The sequence below is a fragment of the Streptomyces sp. NPDC103540 genome (assembly GCF_055584445.1).
In genome coordinates, this window is sequence record NZ_JBVJMA010000005.1 from 72,349 (window position 1) to 94,055 (window position 21,707).

Below are 21,707 nucleotides of genomic sequence, written 5' to 3' on the forward strand. Positions count from 1 at the left end.
TGGGCCGAATGGTCAACGCAGACATCGAGATCGAGACGCTCGCCGAATTCGACCGGGTCGCCGCCCGGGGTTCGCTGAGCGGCTACCGCGTCCAGTCGGTCAACCTGCTGGAGCGGACCTTCGCCCTGCTGTCGGCCGACACCTCATCGGCCGTGTTCCTCGGCTGCGCCATGGAACCCGACGCCTCGGTGAAGGTCCGCGCGGACGGCGCGCTCGTCTTCCCGCCCGTCCCCGACCTGCCGTTCAACCCCTACCGGGGCCTGCTGTACACGGCCGACGAACTCTTCGCCGGACTGGCCGAGGGCTACGAGGACACCCCCGACGCCCGCGCGTACGCCTGGTTCCGGGAGACGAAGGCCGACGGCGACGTCTTCTCCTCGATGCTGCGCTCCATCCACGACGACGCGATCTCCGACGCCCTCGACGAACACCTCGTCGGCGCGCGCGTGATCGGCGTCATGGGCGGCCACGCCATGGCCCGCGGCACCCGGGAGTACGAGGGCGCGGCACGGCTGGGCCGGGCCCTGGCGCGGACCGGGCTGACCGTCGCCACCGGCGGCGGCCCGGGCGCCATGGAGGCCGCGAACCTCGGTGCCTACCTGGCCCCGGCCGCCGACGAGGCCCTCGCCGAAGCCCTGGAGCTGCTGGCCAAGGTCCCCTCCTTCACCCCCTCGATCTCCGACTGGGCGCGCGCCGCCTTCGCCGTACGGGAGCGCTGGCCGGCCGGCGGGGACTCGGTGGGCATCCCCACCTGGTTCTACGGGCACGAGCCGCCGAACGCCTTCGCCGGTCAGGTCGCCAAGTACTTCGCGAACGCCACCCGCGAGGACGGCCTGCTGGCCCGCTCCAACGCGGGCGTGGTGTTCCTGCCGGGCGCGGCGGGCACGGTGCAGGAGGTCTTCGACAACGCGACGCCGAACTTCTACGACTCGGCGGAGCGCCGGCCGACCCCGATGGTCCTGGTGGGACGGGCCCACTGGACGGAGCACCTGCCGGCCTGGCCCCTGCTCCGGGCGCTGGCGCGCGGCCGGGCCATGGAGTCGCGGATCGCGCTCGTGGACTCGGTGGACGAGGTCCCGGCGGCACTCGCCGCGATCGGTTGACGACCACAGGCAACTTCCCGCGCCGTTCTCACGTCTGGCAGAGGTAACGCGAAACCTGCCAGACGTGAACGGAGCCCTCTGTGCTCATAGGCCTGCTGACCGCTGTCGCGGCATCCATCTGCTACGGCACGGGATCCGTCCTGCAAGCCGTGGGATCCCGTCGTGCCGCCCGCATGTCACCGGCCGCCGCCGGAGTGACCGCACACGGCGGCCCGAACCTCACCTCCACCGCCAAGGCCGCGATGACCTGGGAGTTCATCGTCGGCACCATCCTGGACTTCGTCGGCTTCGGGCTGGGGGCGCTCGCGGCGCGGATGCTGCCGCTGTTCCTCTCGCAGACGGTCATCAGCGCCAACCTGGTCATCACCGCCGTGCTCAGCGTGCGGATGCTGGGGATCCGGCTCACCCGCAAGGAGTGGACCTCGATCGGCGTGGTCTGCGCCGCGCTGGTGCTGCTGGCGACGGCGGCCGGGCACGAGGGCGGCCACCACGCCCCGATGTCCACCCACTGGTGGCTCCTGGCGGTGACCCTGCTGATCATCGTCGGCGGCACCGTCGCCGTCCGGTTCCTCGGCGCGCGGGCCGCGATCCTCGCCGGTCTGCTGTCGGGCCTGGCCTTCGGCGCGCTGGGCGTCGGCGTGCGCATCCTGAACGGCATCGACCCGTTCGACCTGGGCGCCCTGCTGGGGGACCCGGCCCTGTACGCGGTCCTCGTGGCGGGCTTCGGCGGCATGTACCTGCACACCGTCGCCCTGCAGATCGGTTCCGTGAACGGCGCCACGGCGGCGCTGGTCGTCGGCGAGACCGTGCTCCCCGGGGCGATCGGCGTGCTCTGGCTCGGTGACGCCTCCCGGCCGGGCCTGGCCTGGCTGGCCGTCGTCGGCTTCGTGCTGGCCGTGGCCGGCGCGGTGGCGGTGGCCTGGTTCGGCAACCACGAAGGGGCCGAGGAGCCGAGCGAGGAGCGGGTGCCGACACCGGTCGGCTGAACCGGACCGTCGCCCGGCCGGCCCCTCCGCTGGGCCGGTCGGGCGGCGGTTCACCCCGCCGGTCCCCCGTGACTGGCGGGCCCGCGGCGCGCGGCGCCTGCTGGAGGCATGGAGTCCCTCACCGAGCGGCGGATGAGCACCCCGCGGGCGGCCGGAGCGGCCGGCATCGCCTTCGCCCTGCTGCTGGCGGCGGCGATCGTGCTGATGCGGTTCGCGGTACCCGCCGGCGACCCGCAGGGCGCGACCATCGATCCGAGCCGACGCTGGGCCGTCCAGGTGGCCCTGGAGATCGTGCCCTTCGCCGGGATCTTCTTCCTGTGGTTCATGGGCTCGCTGCGCGACCACTCGGGCGACGCGGAGGACCGGTTCGTCGCCACCGCGTTCCTGGGCAGCGGCTTCGTGTTCACGGCCAGCCTGTTCGTCGCCGCCGGCGCGGCCGGGACGGTCCTCCAGGAGGCCACGTCCTCCGTGTCCTTCGGCCGGTCCTTCGCGTACACGGTGCTGACCACCTACGCGATGCGGATGGCGGCCGTCTTCGTCTTCGCGACCTCCACGATCGGGCGGCGCCTCGGTGTCTTCCCCCGCCCGCTCGCCCTCTTCGGGTACGCGGCGGGCCTGGTGCTGATCGTGATCGGGTCGGGCGTCCCCTGGTCCGAGATGATCTTCCCGGTGTGGGTGCTGGTCGTCAGCCTGCACATCCTGCGCGCCAAGCTGCGCCGACCCGCGTAGCCGCACGGGCCCGCCGAACAGCGCTTCCGTGCTCGGCAGGCGGCGGACGACACCCTCGCGCATGATGGAGAACGGGGCGGACGGCGGGGGTCGGGGGGTCATCGGGTCACGGAAGGGCTGATGCCTCATGAGGCTTGTCGTCGACCTCAACCGCTGTCAGGGATACGCGCAGTGCGCTTTCCTCGCGCCCGACGTCTTCGCCATGCACGGCGACGAGTCGCTGCTCTACGACCCGCAGCCTGACGACGACCAGCACGACCACGTCGTGCGCGCCGTCCACGCCTGTCCCGTCCGGGCCATCCTCATGGACACGATGAACGGGGCCCTCGCGACACCGGAGGCGAACAGTGAGCGGTGACGCGGCACTGGAGCGGCTCAAGCGCGAGGGGCGCATCGTCGTCGTCGGTGCCTCCCTGGCCGGCCTGCGGGCCGCCGAGACCATGCGGGACAGGGGGTTCACGGGGTCGCTGACCATGATCGGCGACGAGCCGTACGAGCCCTACGACCGTCCCCCGCTGTCCAAGCAGGTACTGCTGGGCAAGGCCACCGCCGACCGGACGGCCCTGCCCCGGCGCCGGGACATCGACGCGCGGTGGCGCCTCGGGGTGCCCGCCGCGGGTCTGGACATGAAGGCCCGGCGGGTCCGGCTCGCCGACGGCGACGAGGTGGAGTACGACCGGCTGCTGATCGCGACCGGCGTACGGGCCCGGCCCTGGCCGCACGAGGACCAGGCCGCGCTCGGCGGGGTCTTCGTCCTGCGCACCCGCGACGACGCCGTGGGGCTGGAGCGGGCGCTGGCGGCCCGCCCCGACCGGGTGCTGGTGATCGGCGCCGGGTTCACGGGCTCGGAGATCGCCTCCGCCTGCCGGGAGCGCGACCTCGCGGTGACCGTCGCCGAACGGGGCGCGGCCCCGCTGGTCGGCGCCCTCGGCGGGGTGATCGGCGAGGTGGCGGCGGAGCTGCACCGCGAGCACGGCGTGGACCTGCGGACGGGGGTCATGGTCACCGGGCTGGAGGGCGACTCCTCGGGGCGGGTGCGCGCGGCGCACCTGTCCGACGGCAGCACCGTCGAGGCCCAGGTGGTCATCGTCTCGCTCGGCGCGATGCGCAACACCGAATGGCTGGCCGACTCCGGCCTCGGGGCGGGGCCGCGGGGCATCGCCTGCGACGCGGGCTGCCGGGCGTTCGACATCCGCGGCATCGTCACGGACGACATCTACGTGGCCGGTGACGTGGCGCGTTCCCCGCACGCCCTGTTCGGCTACCAGTTCCTCTCCCTGGAGCACTGGGGCAACGCCGTGGCGCAGGCCGAGACGGCCGCGCACAACATGCTCAGCGAGAGCGCGGACCGGCGTCCCCACCTGTGGGTCCCGGCGTTCTGGTCCTCGCAGTTCGGCATCAACGTCAAGTCCGTCGGGGTCCCGTCGATGGGCACGGAGATCGTCATCACGCAGGGCTCCCGCGACGAGCGGCGCTTCACCGGCGTCTACGGCTACCAGGGCCGGGTCATCGGCGCGGTGACCTTCGACAACTGTCGCTGGCTGGAGTTCTACCAGCGCCAGATCGAGGAGACCGCCCCGTTCCCGCCGGAGTTCCCGACGATGGACCGGCGCCCCGAGGGCCACAAGACGCTGCCCGCCGACTTCCCGGACCCGTCGGTGCCCACGCACGGCCCGACGATCACGCTCTCGGGATATTCACCGGCCGACCGGCGCATCACCTTCACCCCCGCCCGTCACTGAGGATCCTCCATGAGCCAAGACATCCTGCGGCAGATCCTGGACTACTCCAACCGGGCCGACCCGTACCCGCTCTACACGGAACTCCGCAAGACGCCGATCTACCACGACGGTTCCGGGCCGTACGTCGTCAGCACCTTCTACGACATCGAGGGTCTGCTCCACGACCCGCGGGTCAGCTCCGACGCCCGCAACCTGGCCGCGTCGGCCCACGACCCGCTGGCCGAGGAGGAGGAAGAGGAGGAGGAGACGGCGCTGCCGCCGTCCTTCCTGAAACTCGACCCGCCCGAGCACGACCGGCTGCGCCGCATGACCAACCGGCCCTTCGGACCCCCGCACTCCCCGCACCGCGTCCACGACATGCGCGGCGAGCTGCACGGCATCGTCAAGGGGCTGATCGACCGGATCGAGGAGACCGGCAACGCGTCGGAGATCGACCTGGTCGAGCAGTTCTCGTACCCGTTCCCGGTGACGGTGATCTGCCGGCTGCTGGGCGTGCCGAGCGAGGACGAGCCGAAGTTCCACGTCTGGGCCGACACCCTCGCGGCGAGCCTGGACCCCGACCCGGACGCCGACCCACGGGAGCGCCAGAAGCGCACGCACGACTCCCGCATGGAGCTCGGGATGTACCTCGCGGGGCTGATCGAGGAGCGGCGCAAGAACCCGACCGGCGACATGCTCTCCGAGCTGGCCACCGGCAACGGGCCGGACGGCACCATGACCACGATGGAGGTGCTGAGCACCGCCGCGCTGCTGCTCATCGCCGGTCACGAGACCACCGTCAACCTGATCACCAACGGGATGCTGACGCTGCTGCGCCACCCGGAGGTGCTGGAGCGGCTGCGCGAGGACCCGGAGCTGTCCGTCCCGCTCGTGGAGGAACTGCTGCGCTACGAGCCCCCGGTGCAGCTGGTCCCCCAGCGCACCACCCTGGCCGACATCGAGGTGCGCGGCGTGACCGTCCCCAAGGGCGCCTCGCTGTGGCTGGTCCTGGCAGCCGGCAACCGCGACCCGCTGCGCTTCGAGGACCCGGACCGCTTCGACCCGGACCGGCCCGACATCCAGCACCTGGGCCTGGGCAGCGGGATCCACAGCTGCTTCGGCGCCCCGCTGGCCCGGCAGGAGGCACAGCTCGCGCTGAGCGAACTGGCGCGCCGGCTGGAGAACCCGCGCCTGCTGGCGGACCCGCCCCCCTACCGGCAGAACGCGGTCCTGCGCGGCCCGCGCCACCTGCCGATCGCGGTGGACGGCATCCGGGCGGCCTGAGCCGGGGACGGGCCGGTCGGCCGTGCGGCTGATCGGCCGTGCGGCCGTGCGGCCGTGCGGCACCGTCCGGCTGGCTGATCGGCCGTGCGGCACCATCCGGCCGGTCGGTGCCGCACGGCGCCGGTCCTACGGGGCCTGCGGCCCGACCTCCGGCAGGACCACCACCTGGGACGGGGCGAAGGTGACCCCGACCCGGTCCCCCACGGCGGGCGCGGCAGCGAGTTCGCACTCGGCCTCCAGCACCGGACCCGACCCGGGCCGCAGGAGCAGGGCCACGTGCGTGCCGCGGAAGGTGCGCGAGGCCACCTCGCAGCGCAGCCCGCCCTCCCCGCCGACGACGACCCCGGCCGGGCGGACCAGCAGCCGCTGTTCCCCCGCCGGGGAGCCGGCCGGGACCGGGACCGATCCCCACGGGGTGTCGGCGCGGCCGTCCGCCGTCACCGTCGCCGGGACCACGTTCTCGAAGCCGAGGAAGCGGGCCACGAACTCCGACGCGGGCCGGCTCCACACCTCCAGCGGGGTGCCGGTCTGGGCGATCCGCCCGTCCCGCATGACCACCACCCGGTCGGCCAGCGCGAAGGCCTCGCCCTGGTCGTGGGTGACGGCGAGGACGGTGGTGCCCAGCCGGGTGAACAGCTCCTTCAGTTCGACGACGAGCCGCTCGCGCAGCCCGCGGTCCAGCTGGCCGAGGGGTTCGTCCAGCATCAGCAGCCGGGGCGAGGGGGCCAGTGCCCGGGCCAGGGCCACCCGCTGCTGTTCGCCCCCCGACAGGGAGGCGACGGCCCGGCCCCCCGCGCCCGGGAGCCCGACGAGGTCCAGGAGCTCCGCGACCCGCTCCGCCTGCTCCCGCCGGGCGGAGCCGCGCATCCTCAGGCCGAAGGCGACGTTCCCGGCGACGTCGCGGTGCGGGAAGAGCTGGTGGTCCTGGAACATCAGGCCGACGCCCCGCCGGTGAACGGGGACCGCCGCCTGGTCCGCGCCGGCGAGCAGCACCCGTCCCCGGGACACCCGCTGGAGCCCGGCCACCACGCGCAGCAGGGTGGACTTGCCGCTGCCGCTCGGCCCCAGCACGCACACCGTCTCGTGCTCGGCGACCTCCAGGTCCACCGCGTCCACGACCGCCCGGTCGCCGAAGTCGACCGACACCCCTTCGAGCCGGAGCAGGGTCATCAGAACTCTCCCGAGGTCTTGTCGGGTCGCAGTCGCTCCAGCACCAGCAGGGACACCGCGCACACCAGCATCAAAATCGTGCTCAGGGCCATGGCCTGGCCGTAGTTCATCTCGCCGGCCCGCCCCAGCAGCCGCGCCACGGCCACCGGCAGCGTCGGATGGTCGGGGCGCGCGATGAAGACGGTCGCCCCGAACTCGCCCAGCGAGACCGCGAAGGCGAAGCCGGCCGCGATCAGCAGCGCCCGCCGCACCATCGGCAGGTCCACCTCGCGCCACGCCCGCAACGGGGAGGCGCCGAGCACCGCCGCGGCCTCCCGCAGCCTGCCGTCCACGGCGCGCAGCACCGGCAGCATGGTCCGCACGACGAAGGGCACGCCCACGAGGGCCTGCGCCAACGGCACCAGGATCCACGAGGTCCGCAGGTCCAGCGGCGGCTCGTCCAGGGTGATCAGGAACCCGAAGCCCACGGTGACCGCGGACACCCCGAGCGGCAGCATCAGCAGCGCGTCGAAGCCCCGTACGAAGCGGCCCGCGCGCCGGGTCAGCGCGGCGGCCGCGAGACCGCCGACGACCAGGGCGATGGCGGTGGCGGCCAGCGCGTACCCCAGCGAGTTCCAGATCGCCTCCAGCGGCGGGACCAGGAAGGTCCCGCCCCCGGCGCCCACCTCCTGGAGGGCCCGGTAGAAACCGAACCCGTATCCGCCGGGCGCGTCGAAGGACCGTTCCACCAGCACGGCCAGCGGCGCCACGATCAGCAGCGCCACCGTGAGCAGCACCCCGCCCAAGAGGCCCCGCTGGGCCCACCCGCGCGGCGGGTGCGCGGTCGTCGCCGGGTCCACGAGCCGCAGCGCGGTCTCGCGCCGGCGCACCGTCCAGGCGTGGACGGCGAGGATCAGGGCGACGGCGACGAACTGCACCATCGTCAGCACGGCGGCGGTCGACAGGTCCAGCAGCTGCGCGGTCTGCCGGTAGACCTCCACCTCCAGCGTGGAGTACGCCGGACCGCCGAGGATCTGCACGACGCCGAAGGAGGTGAACGTGAACAGGAACACCATCAGCGCGGCGGCGGCCACGGCCGGCCCGAGGGCGGGCAGCGTCACCCGCCGCCACGCCGCGAACCGCCCGGCGCCCAGCACCCTGGCGGCCTCCTCCTGGCGCGGGTCGAGCTGCGCCCAGAGCCCGCCGACGGTCCGGACGACCACGGCGTAGTTGAAGAAGACGTGGGCGAGCAGGATCGCCCAGACGGTGGTGTCGAGGCGGACCCCCCACACCTCGTCGAGCAGCCCGCCCCGGCCGACCAGCGCGAGGAAGGCCGTGCCGACGACCACGGTCGGCAGCACGAACGGGACCGTCACCAGCGCCCGCAGCAGCTGCTTGCCGGGGAAGGAGAAGCGGGCCAGGACGTACGCGCCGGGCAGGGCCACCAGCAGGGTGAGCGCGGTCGAGGCGAGCGCCTGCCAGGTGGTGAACCACAGCACGTCGGCGATGTCCGGGCGGCCCAGGACCTCGCCGATCCGGCCGAACTGCCACCCCTGGTCGGTCTTCAGTCCGCGGCCGACGATCGCGGCCACGGGGTAGGCGAAGAACAGCCCGAAGAAGGCGAGCGGCACGGCCATCAGGCCCAGCCGGACGGCCGTGGCCCGCCCGCTCTCCTTCGGGGTCCTCACGGATCGCTCTACTTGACGACGAGCGACGACCACGCCTTGACCCACTGCTCGCGGTTCTTGGCGATCTCGTCGGGGGCGACCGTCTCCGGCTTCTCGATGACCACGCCGTGCTTCGTGAAGGCCTCGGGCAGGGCCGCGCCCTTGAGGACCGGGTTCACGAACATGTTGAGCGGCATGTCCTCCTGGAACTTCTTGCCGACCAGGAAGTCGATGAGGGCCTTGCCGCCCGCCTCGTTCTTCGCACCCTTCAGCAGGCCCGCGAACTCGATCTGGCGGAAGCAGGTCCCGGTGGCGACGCCCGTGGGGGCCTCGGCCGGCTGCGGCTCGGCGTAGATGACCTCGACCGGCGGGCTGGAGGCGTAGGAGACGACCAGCGGGCGGTCGCCCTTGGCCTTCTTGCCGCCGGCGGAACCGGAGAAGCGCTCGTTGTAGGCCTGCTCCCAGCCGTCGACGACCTCGACGCCGTTGTCCTTGAGCTTGCTCCAGTAGTCCTTCCAGCCGTCCTCGCCGTACTTGCCGACGGTGGCGAGGAGGAAACCGAGTCCGGGCGAGGAGGTCGCGGCGTTCTCGGTGACCAGGAGGTTCTTGTACTCGGGCTTGATCAGGTCGTCCAGCGTCTGCGGCGGGGCGATCTTCTTGTCGGCGAAGTAGGCCTTGTCGTAGTTGACGCAGACGTCACCGGAGTCGATCGGGGTGACGCGGTGGCCCTTGTCGAGCACGTACTCGGAGGCGACGGCGTCCAGGCCCTTGGCCTCGTAGGCGTTGAAGATGCCGTTCTCGAGGGCGCGCGAGAGCAGGGTGTTGTCCACGCCGAAGAAGACGTCGCCGCGCGGCGAGCCCTTGGTGAGGATCTCCTGGTTGAGGGCGGCGCCCGCGTCCCCGGACTTCAGGACCTTGACGGTGTAGCCGCTCTGCTGCTCGAAGTCCTTCAGGACCGCGTCGGAGACGTTGAAGGAGTCGTGGGAGACGAGCGTGACCGTCTTGGACTTCGGGGCGTCGCTCGCGCCGGCCGACTTGTCCTTGGCCTCGCCGCCGCCGCAGGCGCTGAGGGTGGTGACGCCGAGGGCGCCCGCGAGCAGGGCGCCCGCGATCTTCCTGTTGGTGCTCACTGGTGTATTCCTCCTGGATGACCAGGAGAAGACGCGGCCCTGCCCGGCGCTCTCGTGGAGCGGACGCCGGGCAGGGCGCAACAGCTTGAGTGATGACCGAACTTCCTACCCCGAATGACCGGGGCGAGGTTCAGAGGGTCTGCGGATGACGGTTACCGCACTCTCAGCGCTGTGGCGCTCCCCTGTCGGAATATGAAATTGGTTCGGCCACAGGGTACCCCGTGGCCGATAGTGCGCCTTCGCGGCCGAAAATCAGCGCTCCGAGGCGGCGAGCTGACCGCAGGCGCCGTCGATCTCCTGACCGCGGGTGTCGCGGACGGTCACCGGCACGCCGTGGCGGGCGATGGCCTCCACGAACGCCTTCTCGTCCTCGGGGCGCGACGCGGTCCACTTCGAACCCGGGGTCGGGTTCAGCGGGATCAGGTTGACGTGTACGCGCTTGCCCTTGAGCAGTCGGCCGAGGAGGTCGCCGCGCCAGGCCTGGTCGTTGATGTCGCGGATCAGGGCGTACTCGATGGAGATGCGGCGGCCGGACTTCTCCGCGTACTCCCAGGCCGCGTCGAGGACCTCGCGGACCTTCCAGCGGGTGTTCACGGGGACGAGGGTGTCGCGCAGCTCGTCGTCCGGGGCGTGCAGCGACACCGCGAGGCGGCACTTGAAGCCCTCGTCGGCGAAGCGCAGCATGGCCGGGACGAGGCCCACGGTGGAGACGGTGATGCCGCGCTGCGACAGGCCGAGGCCGTCGGGCTCCGGGTCGGTGAGGCGGCGGATGGCGCCGACGACGCGCTTGTAGTTGGCGAGCGGCTCGCCCATGCCCATGAAGACGATGTTGGACAGGCGGGCCGGACCGCCCGGTACCTCGCCGTCGCGCAGGGCGCGCATGCCGTCGACGATCTGGTGCACGATCTCTGCGGTCGACAGATTGCGGTCGAGCCCCGCCTGGCCGGTGGCGCAGAACGGGCAGTTCATGCCGCAGCCGGCCTGCGAGGAGATGCACATCGTCACCCGGTCGGGATAGCGCATCAGCACGGACTCCACGAGGGTGCCGTCGTGCAGCTTCCACAGGGTCTTGCGGGTGGTGTCGTTGTCGCAGCTGATGTGCCGCACCACGTTCATCAGGTCCGGCAGCAGCTCCTCGCGGAGCTTCTCGCGCGAGGCGGCCGGGATGTCGGTCCACTCGGCCGGGTCGTGCGCGTAGCGGGCGAAGTAGTGCTGGGAGAGCTGCTTGGCCCGGAACGGCTTCTCGCCGATCGCGGCCACCGCCTCGCGGCGCTCGGCCGGGGTCAGGTCGGCGAGGTGCCGCGGGGGCTTCTTGGCTCCACGGGGTGCGACGAACGTCAGCTCTCCCGGAACGGGGCGGGGGGCCATGGGTGGTACTCCTCAGCGTTACGAGCCCTTGCGCGGGCGACCTCCGCGGCTGCGGAGCATTGTCGATGGCACGACCGGTGCCCGGAGACCTCACGGGTCCACCCCGCCGAACGGGGAAAGCGCGCCACCCGGAGGTGACGCGCTTATCAGGATAACCCGCCCGGCCGAATCAGCCGGTGCCGACGAAGGCGGCCAGCAGCAGCCAGACGACCGGGGCCGTCGGCAGCAGCGAATCGAGCCGGTCCATGATGCCGCCGTGCCCGGGGAGCAGGGTGCCCATGTCCTTGATGCCGAGGTCCCGCTTGATCATCGACTCCCCGAGGTCGCCCAGGGTGGCGCTGACCGCGACCGCGAGGCCCAGCAGCAGCCCCTGCCACCAGGCGCCCCCGTCGACCAGGAACTCCATGCACAGGGCGCCGGCCACCATCGCGAAGGCCACCGCTCCGAAGAGCCCCTCGCGGGTCTTGCCGGGGCTGATGCGCGGGGCCAGCTTCGTCTTGCCGAAGCGCCAGCCGACCGCGTAGGCGCCCGTGTCGCTGACCACCGTCAGGACCAGGAAGGTGACCACGCGCTGCGGACCGTCGTCGGCGGTGAGCAGCATCGCGACGAACGTCGCGAGGAAGGGCACGTAGAACGCCGCGAAGACGCCCGCCGTGACGTCCTTGAGGTAGTCCTCGGGCGGTTCCGTCATCCGCCACACCAGGACCGCCAGGGCGGTGAGCGCCATGGCCACCCAGGCGCCCTCGGCCCCGCGGACGTAGCCGGCGATGACCATCGCCGCGCCGCCGACCGCGAGGGGCACCAGCGGAGCCTTGATGCCCTTCTTCTCCTGGAGCCGGGAGGTCAGCTCCCACAGGCCCACGACGACCGCGACGACGACGACGCCGACGAAGACCGCCTTGACGATGAACAGGGAGGCGAAGATGACCGCGCCGAGGCCGACGCCGACCCCTATGGCGGCCCGCAGGTCCCGCCCCGCCCGCTTCTTCTGCGGCGGGGGTGAGGAGTTCTGCGGTGCCTGCGAAGGCGGAGGCGGGGGGCTGGGCATGGGCTCCTGCGGCAGCGTCTCGGCGCGGAGCGGGGGGCCGCCGGCGAAGGCGGCCCCCCGAACGCGTGCTTCCCGGTCGTCGAGGTCACGGCCGGCGGCATCGGGCACGATGGACATGGGCCGAGTCTGCGGGCCCACCAGCGCATCGTATGCGGGACCCGCCGCCGCCGGCTCGGCGGCCCAGGGAGAGTCGTTCATCAGACCTCGAGGAGCTCGGCTTCCTTGTGCTTGAGCAGCTCGTCCACCTGCGTGACGTACTTCGCGGTGGTGTCGTCCAGCTCCTTCTCGGCGCGACGCACCTCGTCCTCGCCGGCCTCCTTGTCCTTGACGAGCTTGTCAAGGGCGTCCTTGGCCTTGCGGCGCACGGAGCGGATGGAGACCTTGGAGTCCTCGGCCTTGTTCTTCGCGACCTTGATGTACTCCTTGCGGCGGTCCTGCGTCAGCTCGGGGAAGGTCACCCGGATGATGCGGCCGTCGTTGCTCGGGTTGACGCCGAGGTCGGAGTCGCGGATGGCCTGCTCGATGTTGCGCAGGGCCGACGCGTCGAACGGCGTCACGATCGCCATGCGCGGCTCGGGCACCGCGAAGGAGGCCAGCTGGTTGATGGGCGTGATGGCACCGTAGTAGTCCGCCACGATCTTGTTGAACATCGCCGGGTGCGCACGACCGGTGCGGATCGCGGCGAAGTCTTCCTTGGCGACGACGACGGCCTTCTCCATCTTCTCCTCGGCCTCGAGGAGGATTTCTTCGATCACCACGTGCTCCTGCATGTCAGATATGGATGGTTCAGGCGGGCGGGGCGGGGCGAGCCGCCCGGACCGGGCCCGTTCGGGCCCGGTGTCGGAGTGCTCAGACCCGGGTGCCCTGGTCGCTCACGAGCGTGCCGATCTTCTCACCCTTGACGGCGCGGGCGATATTGCCCTCGGCGAGGAGTTCGAAGACCAGGATCGGGAGCTGGTTGTCACGGCACAGCGTGATGGCCGTGGCGTCGGCGACCTTGAGGTCCCGGGACAGCACCTCGCTGTACTCCAGCGCGTCGAACTTCACCGCGTCCGGGTTGGTCTTCGGGTCGGAGTCGTAGACCCCGTCGACACCGTTCTTGCCCATGAGGAGGGCCTCGGCGTCGATCTCCAGGGCGCGCTGGGCGGCCGTGGTGTCGGTGGAGAAGTAGGGCATGCCCATGCCGGCGCCGAAGATCACGACGCGGCCCTTCTCCAGGTGGCGCACGGCGCGGAGCGGGATGTACGGCTCCGCGACCTGGCCCATGGTGATGGCGGTCTGGACCCGGCTGTCGATGCCCTCCTTCTCCAGGAAGTCCTGGAGGGCGAGGCAGTTCATGACGGTGCCGAGCATGCCCATGTAGTCGGACCGGGCCCGGTCCATGCCGCGCTGCTGGAGTTCGGCGCCGCGGAAGAAGTTGCCGCCGCCGATGACGATCGCGATCTCGGCGCCGTCACGGACCACGGCCGCGATCTCACGGGCGATGGCGTGCACGACGTCGGGGTCGACACCCAGCCCGCCGCCGCCGGAGAAGGCTTCGCCGGAGAGCTTCAGCATGAAGCGGCGACCCTTCTTCTCGTGGTCGCTCTTGTCGTCGGAAGCGGTGTGGGGGTCCACGCCCTGATTCATGGAGATCTCCTCGTGCACATACGAAGAAGGCCATTGCCGGTGGGTCCTCGCGGTTCCCTCTACGGCAATGGCCTCCTCGTCAGATCTGCGGTCGCCTCGCGCGAGCGCGGACGACTGCCTCAGACCCTACCGGGGTCCGGTGTCCGTCGCGTACGGACGGACTCAGATGCCGACCTTGATGCGGGTGAAGCGCTTCAGGGTGACACCGGCCTCGTCCAGAACCTTCTGGACGGACTTCTTGTTGTCCAGCGCGTACGGCTGGCCGAGCAGCGTGACGTCCTTGAAGAAGCCGTTGACGCGACCCTCGACGATCTTGGCGATCGCGGCCTCGGGCTTGCCCTCGGCGCGGGTGACCTCTTCGGCGACGCGGCGCTCGGACTCGACGACCTCGGCCGGAACGTCCTCGGCGGTCAGGTACTTCGGCGCGAACGCGGCGATGTGCTGGGCGATGCCCTTGGCCAGGTCGGCGTCGGCCTTGTCCAGCTCGACCAGGACACCGATCTGCGGGGGCAGGTCGGGCATGGTGCGGTGCATGTAGGAGGCCACGAAGGCACCCTCGTACTGCGCGAAGCGGTCGAGGACGATCTTCTCGCCGAGGTTGGCGTTGGCCTCGTCCACGAACGCCTGGACGGTCTTGCCGGCCTCGATCTCGGACGCCAGCAGCGCCGCGATGTCCGCCGGGGTGGTGGCGGCGACGTGGGCGGCGAGCTGGTCGGCGACGGCCAGGAACTTCTCGCTCTTGGCGACGAAGTCGGTCTCGCACTTGAGCTCGAGCAGCACACCGGAGGTGGCGTCGGCGGCGATCAGGGAGGTGACGGCACCGTTCTCGGCGGAACGGCCCTCGCGCTTGGCGACACCCTTCAGGCCCTTGACGCGCAGGATCTCGTTGGCCTTGGTGACGTCACCGTCGGCCTCGACGAGCGCGTTCTTGCAGTCCAGCATGCCGGCGCCGGTGAGCTCGCGGAGCTTCTTGACGTCAGCGGCGGTGTAGTTCGCCATGAGTCTGTGATTCTCTCTCGAAGTCGTAGATCTACGGGTGAACGGCGGAGGCGCCGCGCTCGTGGCGCGGCTCCCCCGCCGTCATCGTCCGTGCTGGGAGTGCCCGGCGGGTGAACGCCGGGCGCTCTCAGTGGGTCAGGCCTGCTCGGCGTCGGCGGCCGGAGCCTCGACGACGGCCTCGGCGGCGGGGGCCTCGGCGGCCGGGGCCTCGGCCGCGGGGGCCTCGGCGTCGTCGGCCTTCTTCTCGCCCTCGAGCAGGTCGCGCTCCCACTCGGCGAGCGGCTCGGCGGCGGCCTTCTCGCCCGGCTTCGAGTCACCGGTCGCGGCACCGGAACGGGCGATGAGGCCCTCGGCGACGGCGTCGGCGATCACGCGGGTGAGCAGGGTGACGGAGCGGATCGCGTCGTCGTTGCCCGGGATCTTGTAGTCGACCTCGTCGGGGTCGCAGTTGGTGTCGAGGATCGCGACGACCGGGATGTGGAGCTTGCGCGCCTCACCGACGGCGATGTGCTCCTTCTTGGTGTCGACGATCCAGACGGCGCTGGGGACCTTCGACATCTCGCGGATACCACCGAGGGTCTTCTCCAGCTTGGTCTTCTCGCGGGAGAGGACCAGGAGCTCCTTCTTGGTGAGACCCGAGGCGGCGACGTCCTCGAAGTCGATCGCCTCAAGCTCCTTCAGACGCTGGAGGCGCTTGTAGACGGTGGAGAAGTTGGTGAGCATGCCACCGAGCCAACGCTGGTTGACGTACGGCATGCCGACGCGCGTCGCCTGCTCGGCGATGGCCTCCTGGGCCTGCTTCTTCGTACCGACGAACATGATGGAGCCACCGTGCGCGACGGTCTCCTTCACGAACTCGTAGGCGCGGTCGATGTACGACAGCGACTGGAGCAGGTCGATGATGTAGATGCCGTTGCGCTCGGTGAAGATGAAGCGCTTCATCTTCGGGTTCCAGCGACGGGTCTGGTGACCGAAGTGGACGCCGCTTTCCAGCAGCTCCCGCATCGTTACGACGGCCATGGCCATCTCCTTGTTTCTCGGTTTTGGTTCCTGACGCCCCGCCGCGCCCTGCCCCGTGGAGGGACCGAGAGACGCTGTTCACCTGACCGGAACCGGTCGGCGCTGGGGCGTGCGAAGTCGACCCGGTGACCCGGATCGCCACAAGAAGTGTACGGGACCCGGCGGTATGCCGGGTGACGCCGTTGTCCACAGCCCGCCCGTCGTCCACAGGTCCGGGCGGCGGGCGCGGTCCGCGCGGGACCCTGTGGTGCATGACGACACTGCTGCCGATCCTGCTGTTCACGCTCACCGCGGGGCTCGCCGCGGGCCTCGGTCCGGGGCTCGCCGCGGTGCCCGGACCGGTGCTCACCGCCGATCCCGCCACGCGCCTCCTCGCGGCCCGCGCTCCGGCCCGCGCCCCCGTGCGCCCGCTGCCCGCTCCCCTGTCCGTCGCGCGGTGGTGGGACCCGCCGCCGACGCCCTACGCCGCCGGCCACCGCGGGGTGGACCTGTCCGCCCCCGTGGGCGCGGAGCTACGGGCGGTCGGCCCGGGCCGGGTCCACCACGCCGGACCGGTCGCGGGGCGCGGCGTCCTCTCGCTCACCCTGCCCGGCGGCCTGCGGACGACGTACGAGCCGGTGCGGCCGCTCGTCGCGGAGGGCGAGAGCGTCACGGCCGGGCAGGTGGTGGCGGTGCTCGCGCCCGGGTCGCACTGCGCGACCCCGTGCCTGCACTGGGGGCTGCTGGCGGGCGAGCGCGACTACCGCGACCCGCTGGGCCTGCTGGCACGCCCCACGCCCCGGCTGCTGCCGATCGAGCCGCCCCCGGACCCCGGACCGGAATCGGGGCCGGGATCGGGGCCCGGACCGGGATCGGGGCAGGGTTCGGGGTAGGTCGCGGGCCGGGTCAGACCCGGTCGTCGGCCTGGCCCCGCACGCCCCGCAGGGCCATGGCGACGGCGGTCTCGATGATCACGTCCGGGTCCTCGGCGGCGCCGAGCTCCACACGGCGCACGGCGGCGTCCACGACTCCCTGGAGCAGCATCGCGGAGAGCCTCGGCTGCGCCAGGCCCAGGGCTTCGAGGGCCTCGACGATCATCGCCACGAGGCCGCCGTGCGCGGCGCGGATCTTCTCCCGGGCGCCCGCGTCGAGCTCGCCGGCGGAGATCGCGACGACCGCGCGGTGGCGGCGGTCCCCGACCAGGGCGAGCTGGCTGCGCACGTACGCCTCGATCTTCCCCTCGGGCGAGGGCTCGGCCGCCATCGCCGCCTCGATCTCGGCCGCCCACACGGGGAAGTCCACGGCGCACAGCTCTTCGACGACGGCCGCGCGGGAACGGAAGTACTCGTAGACGGACGACCGGGCGAGCCCGGTGCGCTCGGCGAGGGCGGGGAAGGTCAGCGCCTCCGTACCGCCTTCGGACAGCAGGGAGCGTGCGGCGTCCAAGAGGGCGCCACGCTGCATCGACCGGTGCTCGGCCACGGAGGCCGCTCGAATCCTGGGCACGTCACCACTGTACGGAGGGTGCGCAAGGTCGGTCGCGGCGTCGGCCGCTCACCGTCCGACATCGGCAAGTTTCGCCCGGAGCTGGAGGACCGATTTGGTGTGGATCTGGCTGACGCGGCTCTCGGTGACGCCCAGCACGTTGCCGATCTCGGCGAGGGTCAGGCCCTCGTAGTAGTAGAGGGTGACCACGGTCTTCTCCCGCTCGGGGAGGGTGTTGATGGCCCGGGCGAGGAGGCGGCGCAGCTCGCGGTCCTCGGCCACCTCCACCGGATCGTCGGCGGCGTGGTCCTCCAGGGTGTCCATCAGGGAGAGGCGGTCCCCGCCCTCGCCGCCGACGTGGAGCAGCTCCTCCAGGGCGACCACGTTCGCCAGGGACAACTGGCTGAAGACGGTGTGGAGTTCCTCCACGCCGATGCCCATCTCGCCCGCCACCTCGCTCTCGGTCGGGGTGCGCCGCAGCTGGGCCTCCAGGGTGGCGTAGGCCCGTTCGACGGAGCGCGCCTTCTGGCGCACCGAACGCGGGATCCAGTCCAGGGCGCGCAGCTCGTCGATCATCGCGCCGCGGATCCGGGTGATGGCGTACGTCTCGAACTTGATGGACCGTTCGATGTCGAACTTCTCGATCGCGTCGATCAGGCCGAAGACGCCGGAGGAGACGAAGTCGGCCTGTTCGACGTTGGGCGGAAGGCCCACGCTGACCCGGCCGGCCACGTACTTCACCAGGGGCGAGTAGTGCAGGATCAACTGCTCCCGCAGCCGCTCGTCACCGGTTTCCTTGTATGAGCGCCAGAGGACCTCCAGGGACGAGGGCGCGGTGGACCGCTCGCTGCCACGGGCAGCGGGGGGCACCGCGGCGCGGTCGGACCCTGAGGTGTGCTGGGGCATGCTTCGCCTTTGCCGGAGCCGGATTCCTTGGGAGCGTAGCGTGACGGAAGTGTCGCGGTGCGCGAAGAGTACGGGATCGCGCGGGGGCCCCGGGGCGCCGCGGCTCGCGCGGACGACCCGGGACCGGCGCCTCGCGCACGGTCCCGGTGGCTGTGACCGGGAGGACCGCGTCTCTCATCGCCTTCACTCTTTCACCGGAACGCCCCAGGTCAACGAGCGCCTCGCCGGGCGGCGGCGGATTGCACCCCCGCTCCGGCCGCCGGCCTGGTCAACCGCCAGCCGTCGCCCTGCCGTTCGACGAACCCCAGAGAGTGAAGTTCGTACAGTCTGCCGATGACTTCATCGGTTCCGGTGCCGGCCGCGAGGGCGATCTCGTCGAGGTCGACGGGCCGCCCGGCCGGGAGCGCCTCCAGTACCCGCGCGGACTCCCGGCCCAGGAGGTCGCGGGGCAGGACGGGGCCGCGCCGATCGGGGGCCAACTCCCCCATCTCACCGACCAGTTCGATGATCTCGGCGGGGTCCGTGACCAGTGCGGCCTCGCCGCGCAGCAGCTCGTGCACCCCCGTCGAGAGGCCGCTGGTGGCGGGGCCGGGGACGCCCATGGTCAGGCGCCCCAGCCGTTGGGCCCGGCGGGCGGTCACCAGGGAGCCGCTGCGGTGGGCGGCCTCCACTACCACCGTCCCCCGGGTCAGGGCGGCGATCACGCGGTTGCGCAGGACGAAGCGGCTCGCGGTGGGGTGGCTGCCGGGCGGCAGTTCGCCCAGTACCAGCCCCTGGCGGGCGATCCCGTCGAGGAGCGCGGCGTGTCCCCGGGGGTAGGCCACGTCCACCCCGCAGGCGAGCACCGCGGCGGTCGCACCCCCGGCTCCGAGGGCCCCGCGGTGCGCCGCGGCGTCGATCCCGTAGGCGGCGCCGGACACCACCACCCAGCCCCGCTCGGTGAGCCCGGCGGCGAGGGTCTGCGCCATGTGCGCCCCGTACGGAGTACACGCGCGGGCTCCGACCACGGCGACGGAACGCAGCGCCCAGGTCCGCAGGTTCGGGGTGCCCCGCAGCCACAGTCCGACGGGGCGGGCGTCGCCGAGGTCGTCGAGCTGGGTCGGCCACTCCGGGGACCCGGGGCAGACGAACCGGCCGCCCGCCCCGGCGGCGCTCGCGAGGTCGCGGCGGGGGTCGGCGAGGGCGGCCCGCCTGCGGTATCCGGCGAGCCTCTGCGGGCCCACGCCGTCCAGGCCGGCGGGTCGCGGGTCGTCCGCGGTGAGCCGGCGCATCACCTCCTCGGCGCCGAACTCGCGCAGCCAGCGCCCGCCGTGCTCGTCCCCCGGCTCCAGTACCCGGGTCAGCGCGGCGCGGGCCAGGAACGCGGGGTCGGGCCCGGGATCCACCCGCGCGTCGGCGCTCATGCCGCCGCTCCGGGGTCCAGGGGCGTCCCGCGGGCGATCCCGGTGCGCAGCTCCAACGCGACGGCCACGTCCTGCGCGTCGGGCCGGTCGCGCCCGCGCAGATCGGCCACCGTCCAGGCGACGCGGAGCACCCGGTCGAGCCCCCGGGCGGTGAGCAGACCGCGCTCCATGTCCCGCTCCGCCCGGGCCAACGCCCCCGGTCCGGCCGGCCTGCGGGTGCGCAGTTCGTGGCCCGGGACCTCGGAGTTCAGTCGCCAGGGGGTGCCGTCGAGCCGGGCGGCGGCGCGCTCGCGGGCTTCCCGGACCCGGTCCGCGACGACGGCGGTGGCCTCTCCCCGGCCGCCGCGCCCCAGCAGGTCGGAGCGGGTGACGGGCTCGACCTCGACCCGGAGGTCCACCCGGTCGAGCAGCGGCCCCGACAGCCGGGCCTGGTAGCGGCGGACCACCGAGGCGGGGCAGTCGCAGCCGGTGCCGTGCAGGGTGTGGCGTCCGCAGGGGCAGGGGTTCGCGGCCAGCACCATCAGGAACCGGGCCGGGAGCCGCACCACCCCCGCCGCGCGGGCGATGACGACGTGCCCGGATTCCAGCGGCTGGCGCAGGGCGTCCAGCGTCCTCGGTCCGAACTCCGGGGCCTCGTCGAGGAAGAGCACGCCGCGGTGGGCCAGGGACACCGCGCCGGGCCGGGGCACCCCGGCCCCTCCGCCCACCAACGACTGCGTGGTCGCCGAGTGGTGCGGGGCGCAGTATGGGGGCCTGGTGACGAGGGGTTCGCCGGGGGGCAGGAGGCCCGCCACGGAGTGGACGGCGGAGACCTCCAGGGAGTCCCGCCGGTCGAGCGGGGGCAGGAGCCAGGGCAGCCGCTCGGCGAGCATCGTCTTGCCGGCGCCCGGGGGTCCGCTGAGGTGGAGGTGGTGGCCTCCGGCGGCCGCCACCTCCAGGGCGCGCCGGGCGTACCCCTGGCCGGCGACGTCGGCCAGGTCGGGGAAGTCCCCGCTCTCGCCCCGGCCGTGGGACAGGCCCGTACCGAGACCGGCTCCCGGGACGGCGAGGCCCGCGAGCATCGGGTCGGGCCCGTCCCGCGGGCCGGTCGGCTCCTCCTCGGGCACCACCCCGTCGGTCAGGACCGCGATGAGCTGGCGCAGGCTGCGTACGCCGAGCACCGAGACGTCGGGGACGAGCGCGGCCTCGGCGGCGCACTGCTGCGGCACCACCACCTGCCGGTAGCCGGCCTCCGCGGCGGCGAGGACGGCGGGCAGGATGCCGCGCACGGGGCGGACGCTGCCGTCGAGGCCGAGCTCCCCGATCAGGACGAGGTCGGCGATGGCCCCGGGGTCGACGACCTCGGCGGCGCCCAGGACGGCAGCGGCGACGGCGAGGTCGAAATGGGCTCCGGACTTGGGCACGGAGGCGGGGCTGAGCCCCACGGTGAGCTTCTTCTGCGGCCACGCGGCGCCGGAGTTCGCCACCGCGGCCCGGACCCGGTCGCGGCTCTCCACGAGGGTCTTGTCGGGCAGTCCCACCAGGGTGAAGGCGGCGACCCCCGGCTCCAGATCGGCCTGGACCTCCACCAGTACGCCGTCGACGCCCACCAGGGCGACCGAGCAGGCCCGCGCGAAGCCCATCACGCCACCCCCCGCGCGTGCTCCACGAGGGCCGCGCCCCGGCGGGGCAGTACGACACCGACGAGGTCGATCCGCACCCCGCCCGGCGGCGGCCCCCCGTGGTCGGCGAGCCAGCGCGCGGCGAGCAGGCGCAGCCGTTCGGCCTTGCCCTCCCGGACGGCGGCCATGGGGTGTTCGAAGAGCCCGCCGCGGCGGGTCTTGACCTCGCACACGACGAGGGCGTCCCCGTCGCGCGCCAGGATGTCGATCTCACCGGCCCGGCAGCGCCAGTTCCTGGCGATCACCGTCATCCCGGCCTCGGTCAGCCGGCGTGCGGCGAGGTCCTCGCCGTAGCGGCCCAACGCCTGTCGTGCCACGCCCTTCGCGTTCATTCGGCACCACCTCCGGCACCGACCGTCCCGCTTCCCCGCCCACCGTGTGGATCTTGGTGGACAACCGGGGCGTTGTGGACAACCCGCTCACCCGTGCGGGTGAGCGGG

Annotated in this window: 21 protein-coding genes; 7 read left to right on the forward strand and 14 right to left on the reverse strand. The window is 72.6% G+C overall.

Features of this window, described 5'->3' with window-relative positions; all coding sequences use genetic code 11:
* The first annotated feature begins 8 nt into the window (after positions 1-8).
* The 6 genes from ACZ6ZI_RS13665 (at position 9) to ACZ6ZI_RS13690 (ending at position 5,823) form a co-directional block, all read left to right on the forward strand.
* Complete coding sequence (locus tag ACZ6ZI_RS13665; protein WP_469519743.1) at positions 9-1,103, forward strand: LOG family protein; 1,095 nt, start codon at positions 9-11, stop codon at positions 1,101-1,103.
* Positions 1,104-1,183: 80 nt separating this feature from the next.
* Positions 1,184-2,089 carry a DMT family protein gene (locus ACZ6ZI_RS13670; protein WP_469519746.1) on the forward strand — a complete coding sequence of 302 codons (906 nt, stop codon included), beginning with the start codon at positions 1,184-1,186 and terminating at the stop codon, positions 2,087-2,089.
* Between the two features lie 108 nt (positions 2,090-2,197).
* The gene (locus ACZ6ZI_RS13675) at positions 2,198-2,818 is read left to right on the forward strand and encodes a hypothetical protein (protein WP_469519748.1); all 621 of its coding nucleotides are present in this window, start codon (positions 2,198-2,200) and stop codon (positions 2,816-2,818) included.
* A 127-nt stretch (positions 2,819-2,945) separates the two neighbouring features.
* Positions 2,946-3,176 (forward strand): ferredoxin, encoded by a 231-nt coding sequence (locus ACZ6ZI_RS13680; RefSeq protein WP_363057485.1) that lies wholly within the window; start codon positions 2,946-2,948, stop codon positions 3,174-3,176.
* Entirely contained in the window at positions 3,166-4,560 is a 1,395-nt protein-coding gene (locus ACZ6ZI_RS13685; RefSeq protein WP_469519752.1) for an NAD(P)/FAD-dependent oxidoreductase, read from the forward strand. Before ACZ6ZI_RS13680 ends, ACZ6ZI_RS13685 begins: the two co-directional genes overlap by 11 nt.
* 9 nt (positions 4,561-4,569) lie before the next feature.
* Positions 4,570-5,823 carry a cytochrome P450 gene (locus ACZ6ZI_RS13690; RefSeq protein ID WP_469519754.1) on the forward strand — a complete coding sequence of 418 codons (1,254 nt, stop codon included), beginning with the start codon at positions 4,570-4,572 and terminating at the stop codon, positions 5,821-5,823.
* A gap of 126 nt (positions 5,824-5,949) precedes the next feature.
* Here the strand turns inward: ACZ6ZI_RS13690 and ACZ6ZI_RS13695 are convergent, their stop codons facing one another.
* The 9 genes from ACZ6ZI_RS13695 to rpsB form a co-directional block, all read right to left on the reverse strand.
* On the reverse strand, positions 5,950-6,993 hold the full coding sequence (locus tag ACZ6ZI_RS13695; protein ID WP_469519755.1) for an ABC transporter ATP-binding protein: 1,044 nt from the start codon (positions 6,991-6,993) through the stop codon (positions 5,950-5,952).
* Positions 6,993-8,609: an ABC transporter permease gene (locus ACZ6ZI_RS13700; protein WP_469520559.1), complete on the reverse strand. Its 1,617-nt coding sequence runs from the start codon at positions 8,607-8,609 to the stop codon at positions 6,993-6,995. Before ACZ6ZI_RS13700 ends, ACZ6ZI_RS13695 begins: the two co-directional genes overlap by 1 nt.
* Before the next feature lie 59 nt (positions 8,610-8,668).
* Positions 8,669-9,769, reverse strand: coding sequence for a thiamine ABC transporter substrate-binding protein (locus ACZ6ZI_RS13705; RefSeq protein WP_363057493.1), 1,101 nt, complete (start codon positions 9,767-9,769; stop codon positions 8,669-8,671).
* A 252-nt stretch (positions 9,770-10,021) separates the two neighbouring features.
* Positions 10,022-11,137 (reverse strand): dual-specificity RNA methyltransferase RlmN, encoded by a 1,116-nt coding sequence (gene rlmN, locus ACZ6ZI_RS13710; RefSeq protein WP_363057495.1) that lies wholly within the window; start codon positions 11,135-11,137, stop codon positions 10,022-10,024.
* 169 nt (positions 11,138-11,306) lie between these two features.
* A complete protein-coding gene (locus ACZ6ZI_RS13715) occupies positions 11,307-12,383 on the reverse strand; it encodes a phosphatidate cytidylyltransferase (RefSeq protein WP_469519758.1) in 1,077 nt (358 codons plus the stop codon).
* The gene (frr, locus tag ACZ6ZI_RS13720) at positions 12,383-12,940 is read right to left on the reverse strand and encodes a ribosome recycling factor (protein ID WP_363057499.1); all 558 of its coding nucleotides are present in this window, start codon (positions 12,938-12,940) and stop codon (positions 12,383-12,385) included. The genes ACZ6ZI_RS13715 and frr overlap by 1 nt, the downstream gene beginning before the upstream one ends.
* A 94-nt stretch (positions 12,941-13,034) precedes the next feature.
* Complete coding sequence (gene pyrH, locus ACZ6ZI_RS13725; protein ID WP_363057501.1) at positions 13,035-13,814, reverse strand: UMP kinase; 780 nt, start codon at positions 13,812-13,814, stop codon at positions 13,035-13,037.
* Between the two features lie 162 nt (positions 13,815-13,976).
* Positions 13,977-14,813 (reverse strand): translation elongation factor Ts, encoded by an 837-nt coding sequence (gene tsf / locus ACZ6ZI_RS13730; protein ID WP_469519762.1) that lies wholly within the window; start codon positions 14,811-14,813, stop codon positions 13,977-13,979.
* Positions 14,814-14,948: 135 nt separating this feature from the next.
* Positions 14,949-15,833: a 30S ribosomal protein S2 gene (gene rpsB / locus ACZ6ZI_RS13735; protein WP_469519765.1), complete on the reverse strand. Its 885-nt coding sequence runs from the start codon at positions 15,831-15,833 to the stop codon at positions 14,949-14,951.
* 251 nt (positions 15,834-16,084) lie between these two features.
* Here rpsB and ACZ6ZI_RS13740 point away from each other — a divergent pair, with 251 nt between their 5' ends.
* A complete protein-coding gene (locus ACZ6ZI_RS13740) occupies positions 16,085-16,705 on the forward strand; it encodes a M23 family metallopeptidase (RefSeq protein ID WP_469519767.1) in 621 nt (206 codons plus the stop codon).
* A 13-nt stretch (positions 16,706-16,718) separates the two neighbouring features.
* On the opposite strand, the gene ACZ6ZI_RS13745 is transcribed toward ACZ6ZI_RS13740, so the two are convergent.
* From ACZ6ZI_RS13745 to ACZ6ZI_RS13765, 5 genes are all read right to left on the reverse strand, one after another.
* Entirely contained in the window at positions 16,719-17,276 is a 558-nt protein-coding gene (locus ACZ6ZI_RS13745) for a TetR/AcrR family transcriptional regulator (protein WP_469520562.1), read from the reverse strand.
* 90 nt (positions 17,277-17,366) lie between these two features.
* Entirely contained in the window at positions 17,367-18,203 is an 837-nt protein-coding gene (gene whiG / locus ACZ6ZI_RS13750; RefSeq protein WP_469519769.1) for an RNA polymerase sigma factor WhiG, read from the reverse strand.
* A 209-nt stretch (positions 18,204-18,412) separates the two neighbouring features.
* Positions 18,413-19,606: a DNA-processing protein DprA gene (gene dprA, locus ACZ6ZI_RS13755; protein ID WP_469519771.1), complete on the reverse strand. Its 1,194-nt coding sequence runs from the start codon at positions 19,604-19,606 to the stop codon at positions 18,413-18,415.
* Positions 19,603-21,228 (reverse strand): YifB family Mg chelatase-like AAA ATPase, encoded by a 1,626-nt coding sequence (locus tag ACZ6ZI_RS13760; RefSeq protein WP_469519773.1) that lies wholly within the window; start codon positions 21,226-21,228, stop codon positions 19,603-19,605. Before ACZ6ZI_RS13760 ends, dprA begins: the two co-directional genes overlap by 4 nt.
* Positions 21,228-21,599: a YraN family protein gene (locus ACZ6ZI_RS13765; RefSeq protein ID WP_469519775.1), complete on the reverse strand. Its 372-nt coding sequence runs from the start codon at positions 21,597-21,599 to the stop codon at positions 21,228-21,230. The genes ACZ6ZI_RS13760 and ACZ6ZI_RS13765 overlap by 1 nt, the downstream gene beginning before the upstream one ends.
* Between the last annotated feature and the right edge of the window lie 108 nt (positions 21,600-21,707).

Bases quoted from the DNA above. Each gene is read 5' to 3' on its own strand.
- ACZ6ZI_RS13665 (WP_469519743.1), top strand. From the start codon at position 9: ATGGTCAACGCAGACATCGAGATCGAGACGCTCGCCGAATTCGACCGG.
- ACZ6ZI_RS13675 (WP_469519748.1), top strand. From the start codon at position 2,198: ATGGAGTCCCTCACCGAGCGGCGGATGAGCACCCCGCGGGCGGCCGGA.
- ACZ6ZI_RS13680 (WP_363057485.1), top strand. From the start codon at position 2,946: ATGAGGCTTGTCGTCGACCTCAACCGCTGTCAGGGATACGCGCAGTGC.
- ACZ6ZI_RS13690 (WP_469519754.1), top strand. From the start codon at position 4,570: ATGAGCCAAGACATCCTGCGGCAGATCCTGGACTACTCCAACCGGGCC.
- ACZ6ZI_RS13695 (WP_469519755.1), bottom strand. From the start codon at position 6,993: ATGACCCTGCTCCGGCTCGAAGGGGTGTCGGTCGACTTCGGCGACCGG.
- ACZ6ZI_RS13700 (WP_469520559.1), bottom strand. From the start codon at position 8,609: ATGGCCGTGCCGCTCGCCTTCTTCGGGCTGTTCTTCGCCTACCCCGTG.
- rlmN (WP_363057495.1), bottom strand. From the start codon at position 11,137: ATGGCCCCCCGCCCCGTTCCGGGAGAGCTGACGTTCGTCGCACCCCGT.
- ACZ6ZI_RS13715 (WP_469519758.1), bottom strand. From the start codon at position 12,383: ATGAACGACTCTCCCTGGGCCGCCGAGCCGGCGGCGGCGGGTCCCGCA.
- pyrH (WP_363057501.1), bottom strand. From the start codon at position 13,814: ATGAATCAGGGCGTGGACCCCCACACCGCTTCCGACGACAAGAGCGAC.
- tsf (WP_469519762.1), bottom strand. From the start codon at position 14,813: ATGGCGAACTACACCGCCGCTGACGTCAAGAAGCTCCGCGAGCTCACC.
- rpsB (WP_469519765.1), bottom strand. From the start codon at position 15,833: ATGGCCGTCGTAACGATGCGGGAGCTGCTGGAAAGCGGCGTCCACTTC.
- ACZ6ZI_RS13740 (WP_469519767.1), top strand. From the start codon at position 16,085: ATGACGACACTGCTGCCGATCCTGCTGTTCACGCTCACCGCGGGGCTC.
- ACZ6ZI_RS13745 (WP_469520562.1), bottom strand. From the start codon at position 17,276: ATGCAGCGTGGCGCCCTCTTGGACGCCGCACGCTCCCTGCTGTCCGAA.
- whiG (WP_469519769.1), bottom strand. From the start codon at position 18,203: ATGCCCCAGCACACCTCAGGGTCCGACCGCGCCGCGGTGCCCCCCGCT.
- dprA (WP_469519771.1), bottom strand. From the start codon at position 19,606: ATGAGCGCCGACGCGCGGGTGGATCCCGGGCCCGACCCCGCGTTCCTG.
- ACZ6ZI_RS13760 (WP_469519773.1), bottom strand. From the start codon at position 21,228: ATGGGCTTCGCGCGGGCCTGCTCGGTCGCCCTGGTGGGCGTCGACGGC.
- ACZ6ZI_RS13765 (WP_469519775.1), bottom strand. From the start codon at position 21,599: ATGAACGCGAAGGGCGTGGCACGACAGGCGTTGGGCCGCTACGGCGAG.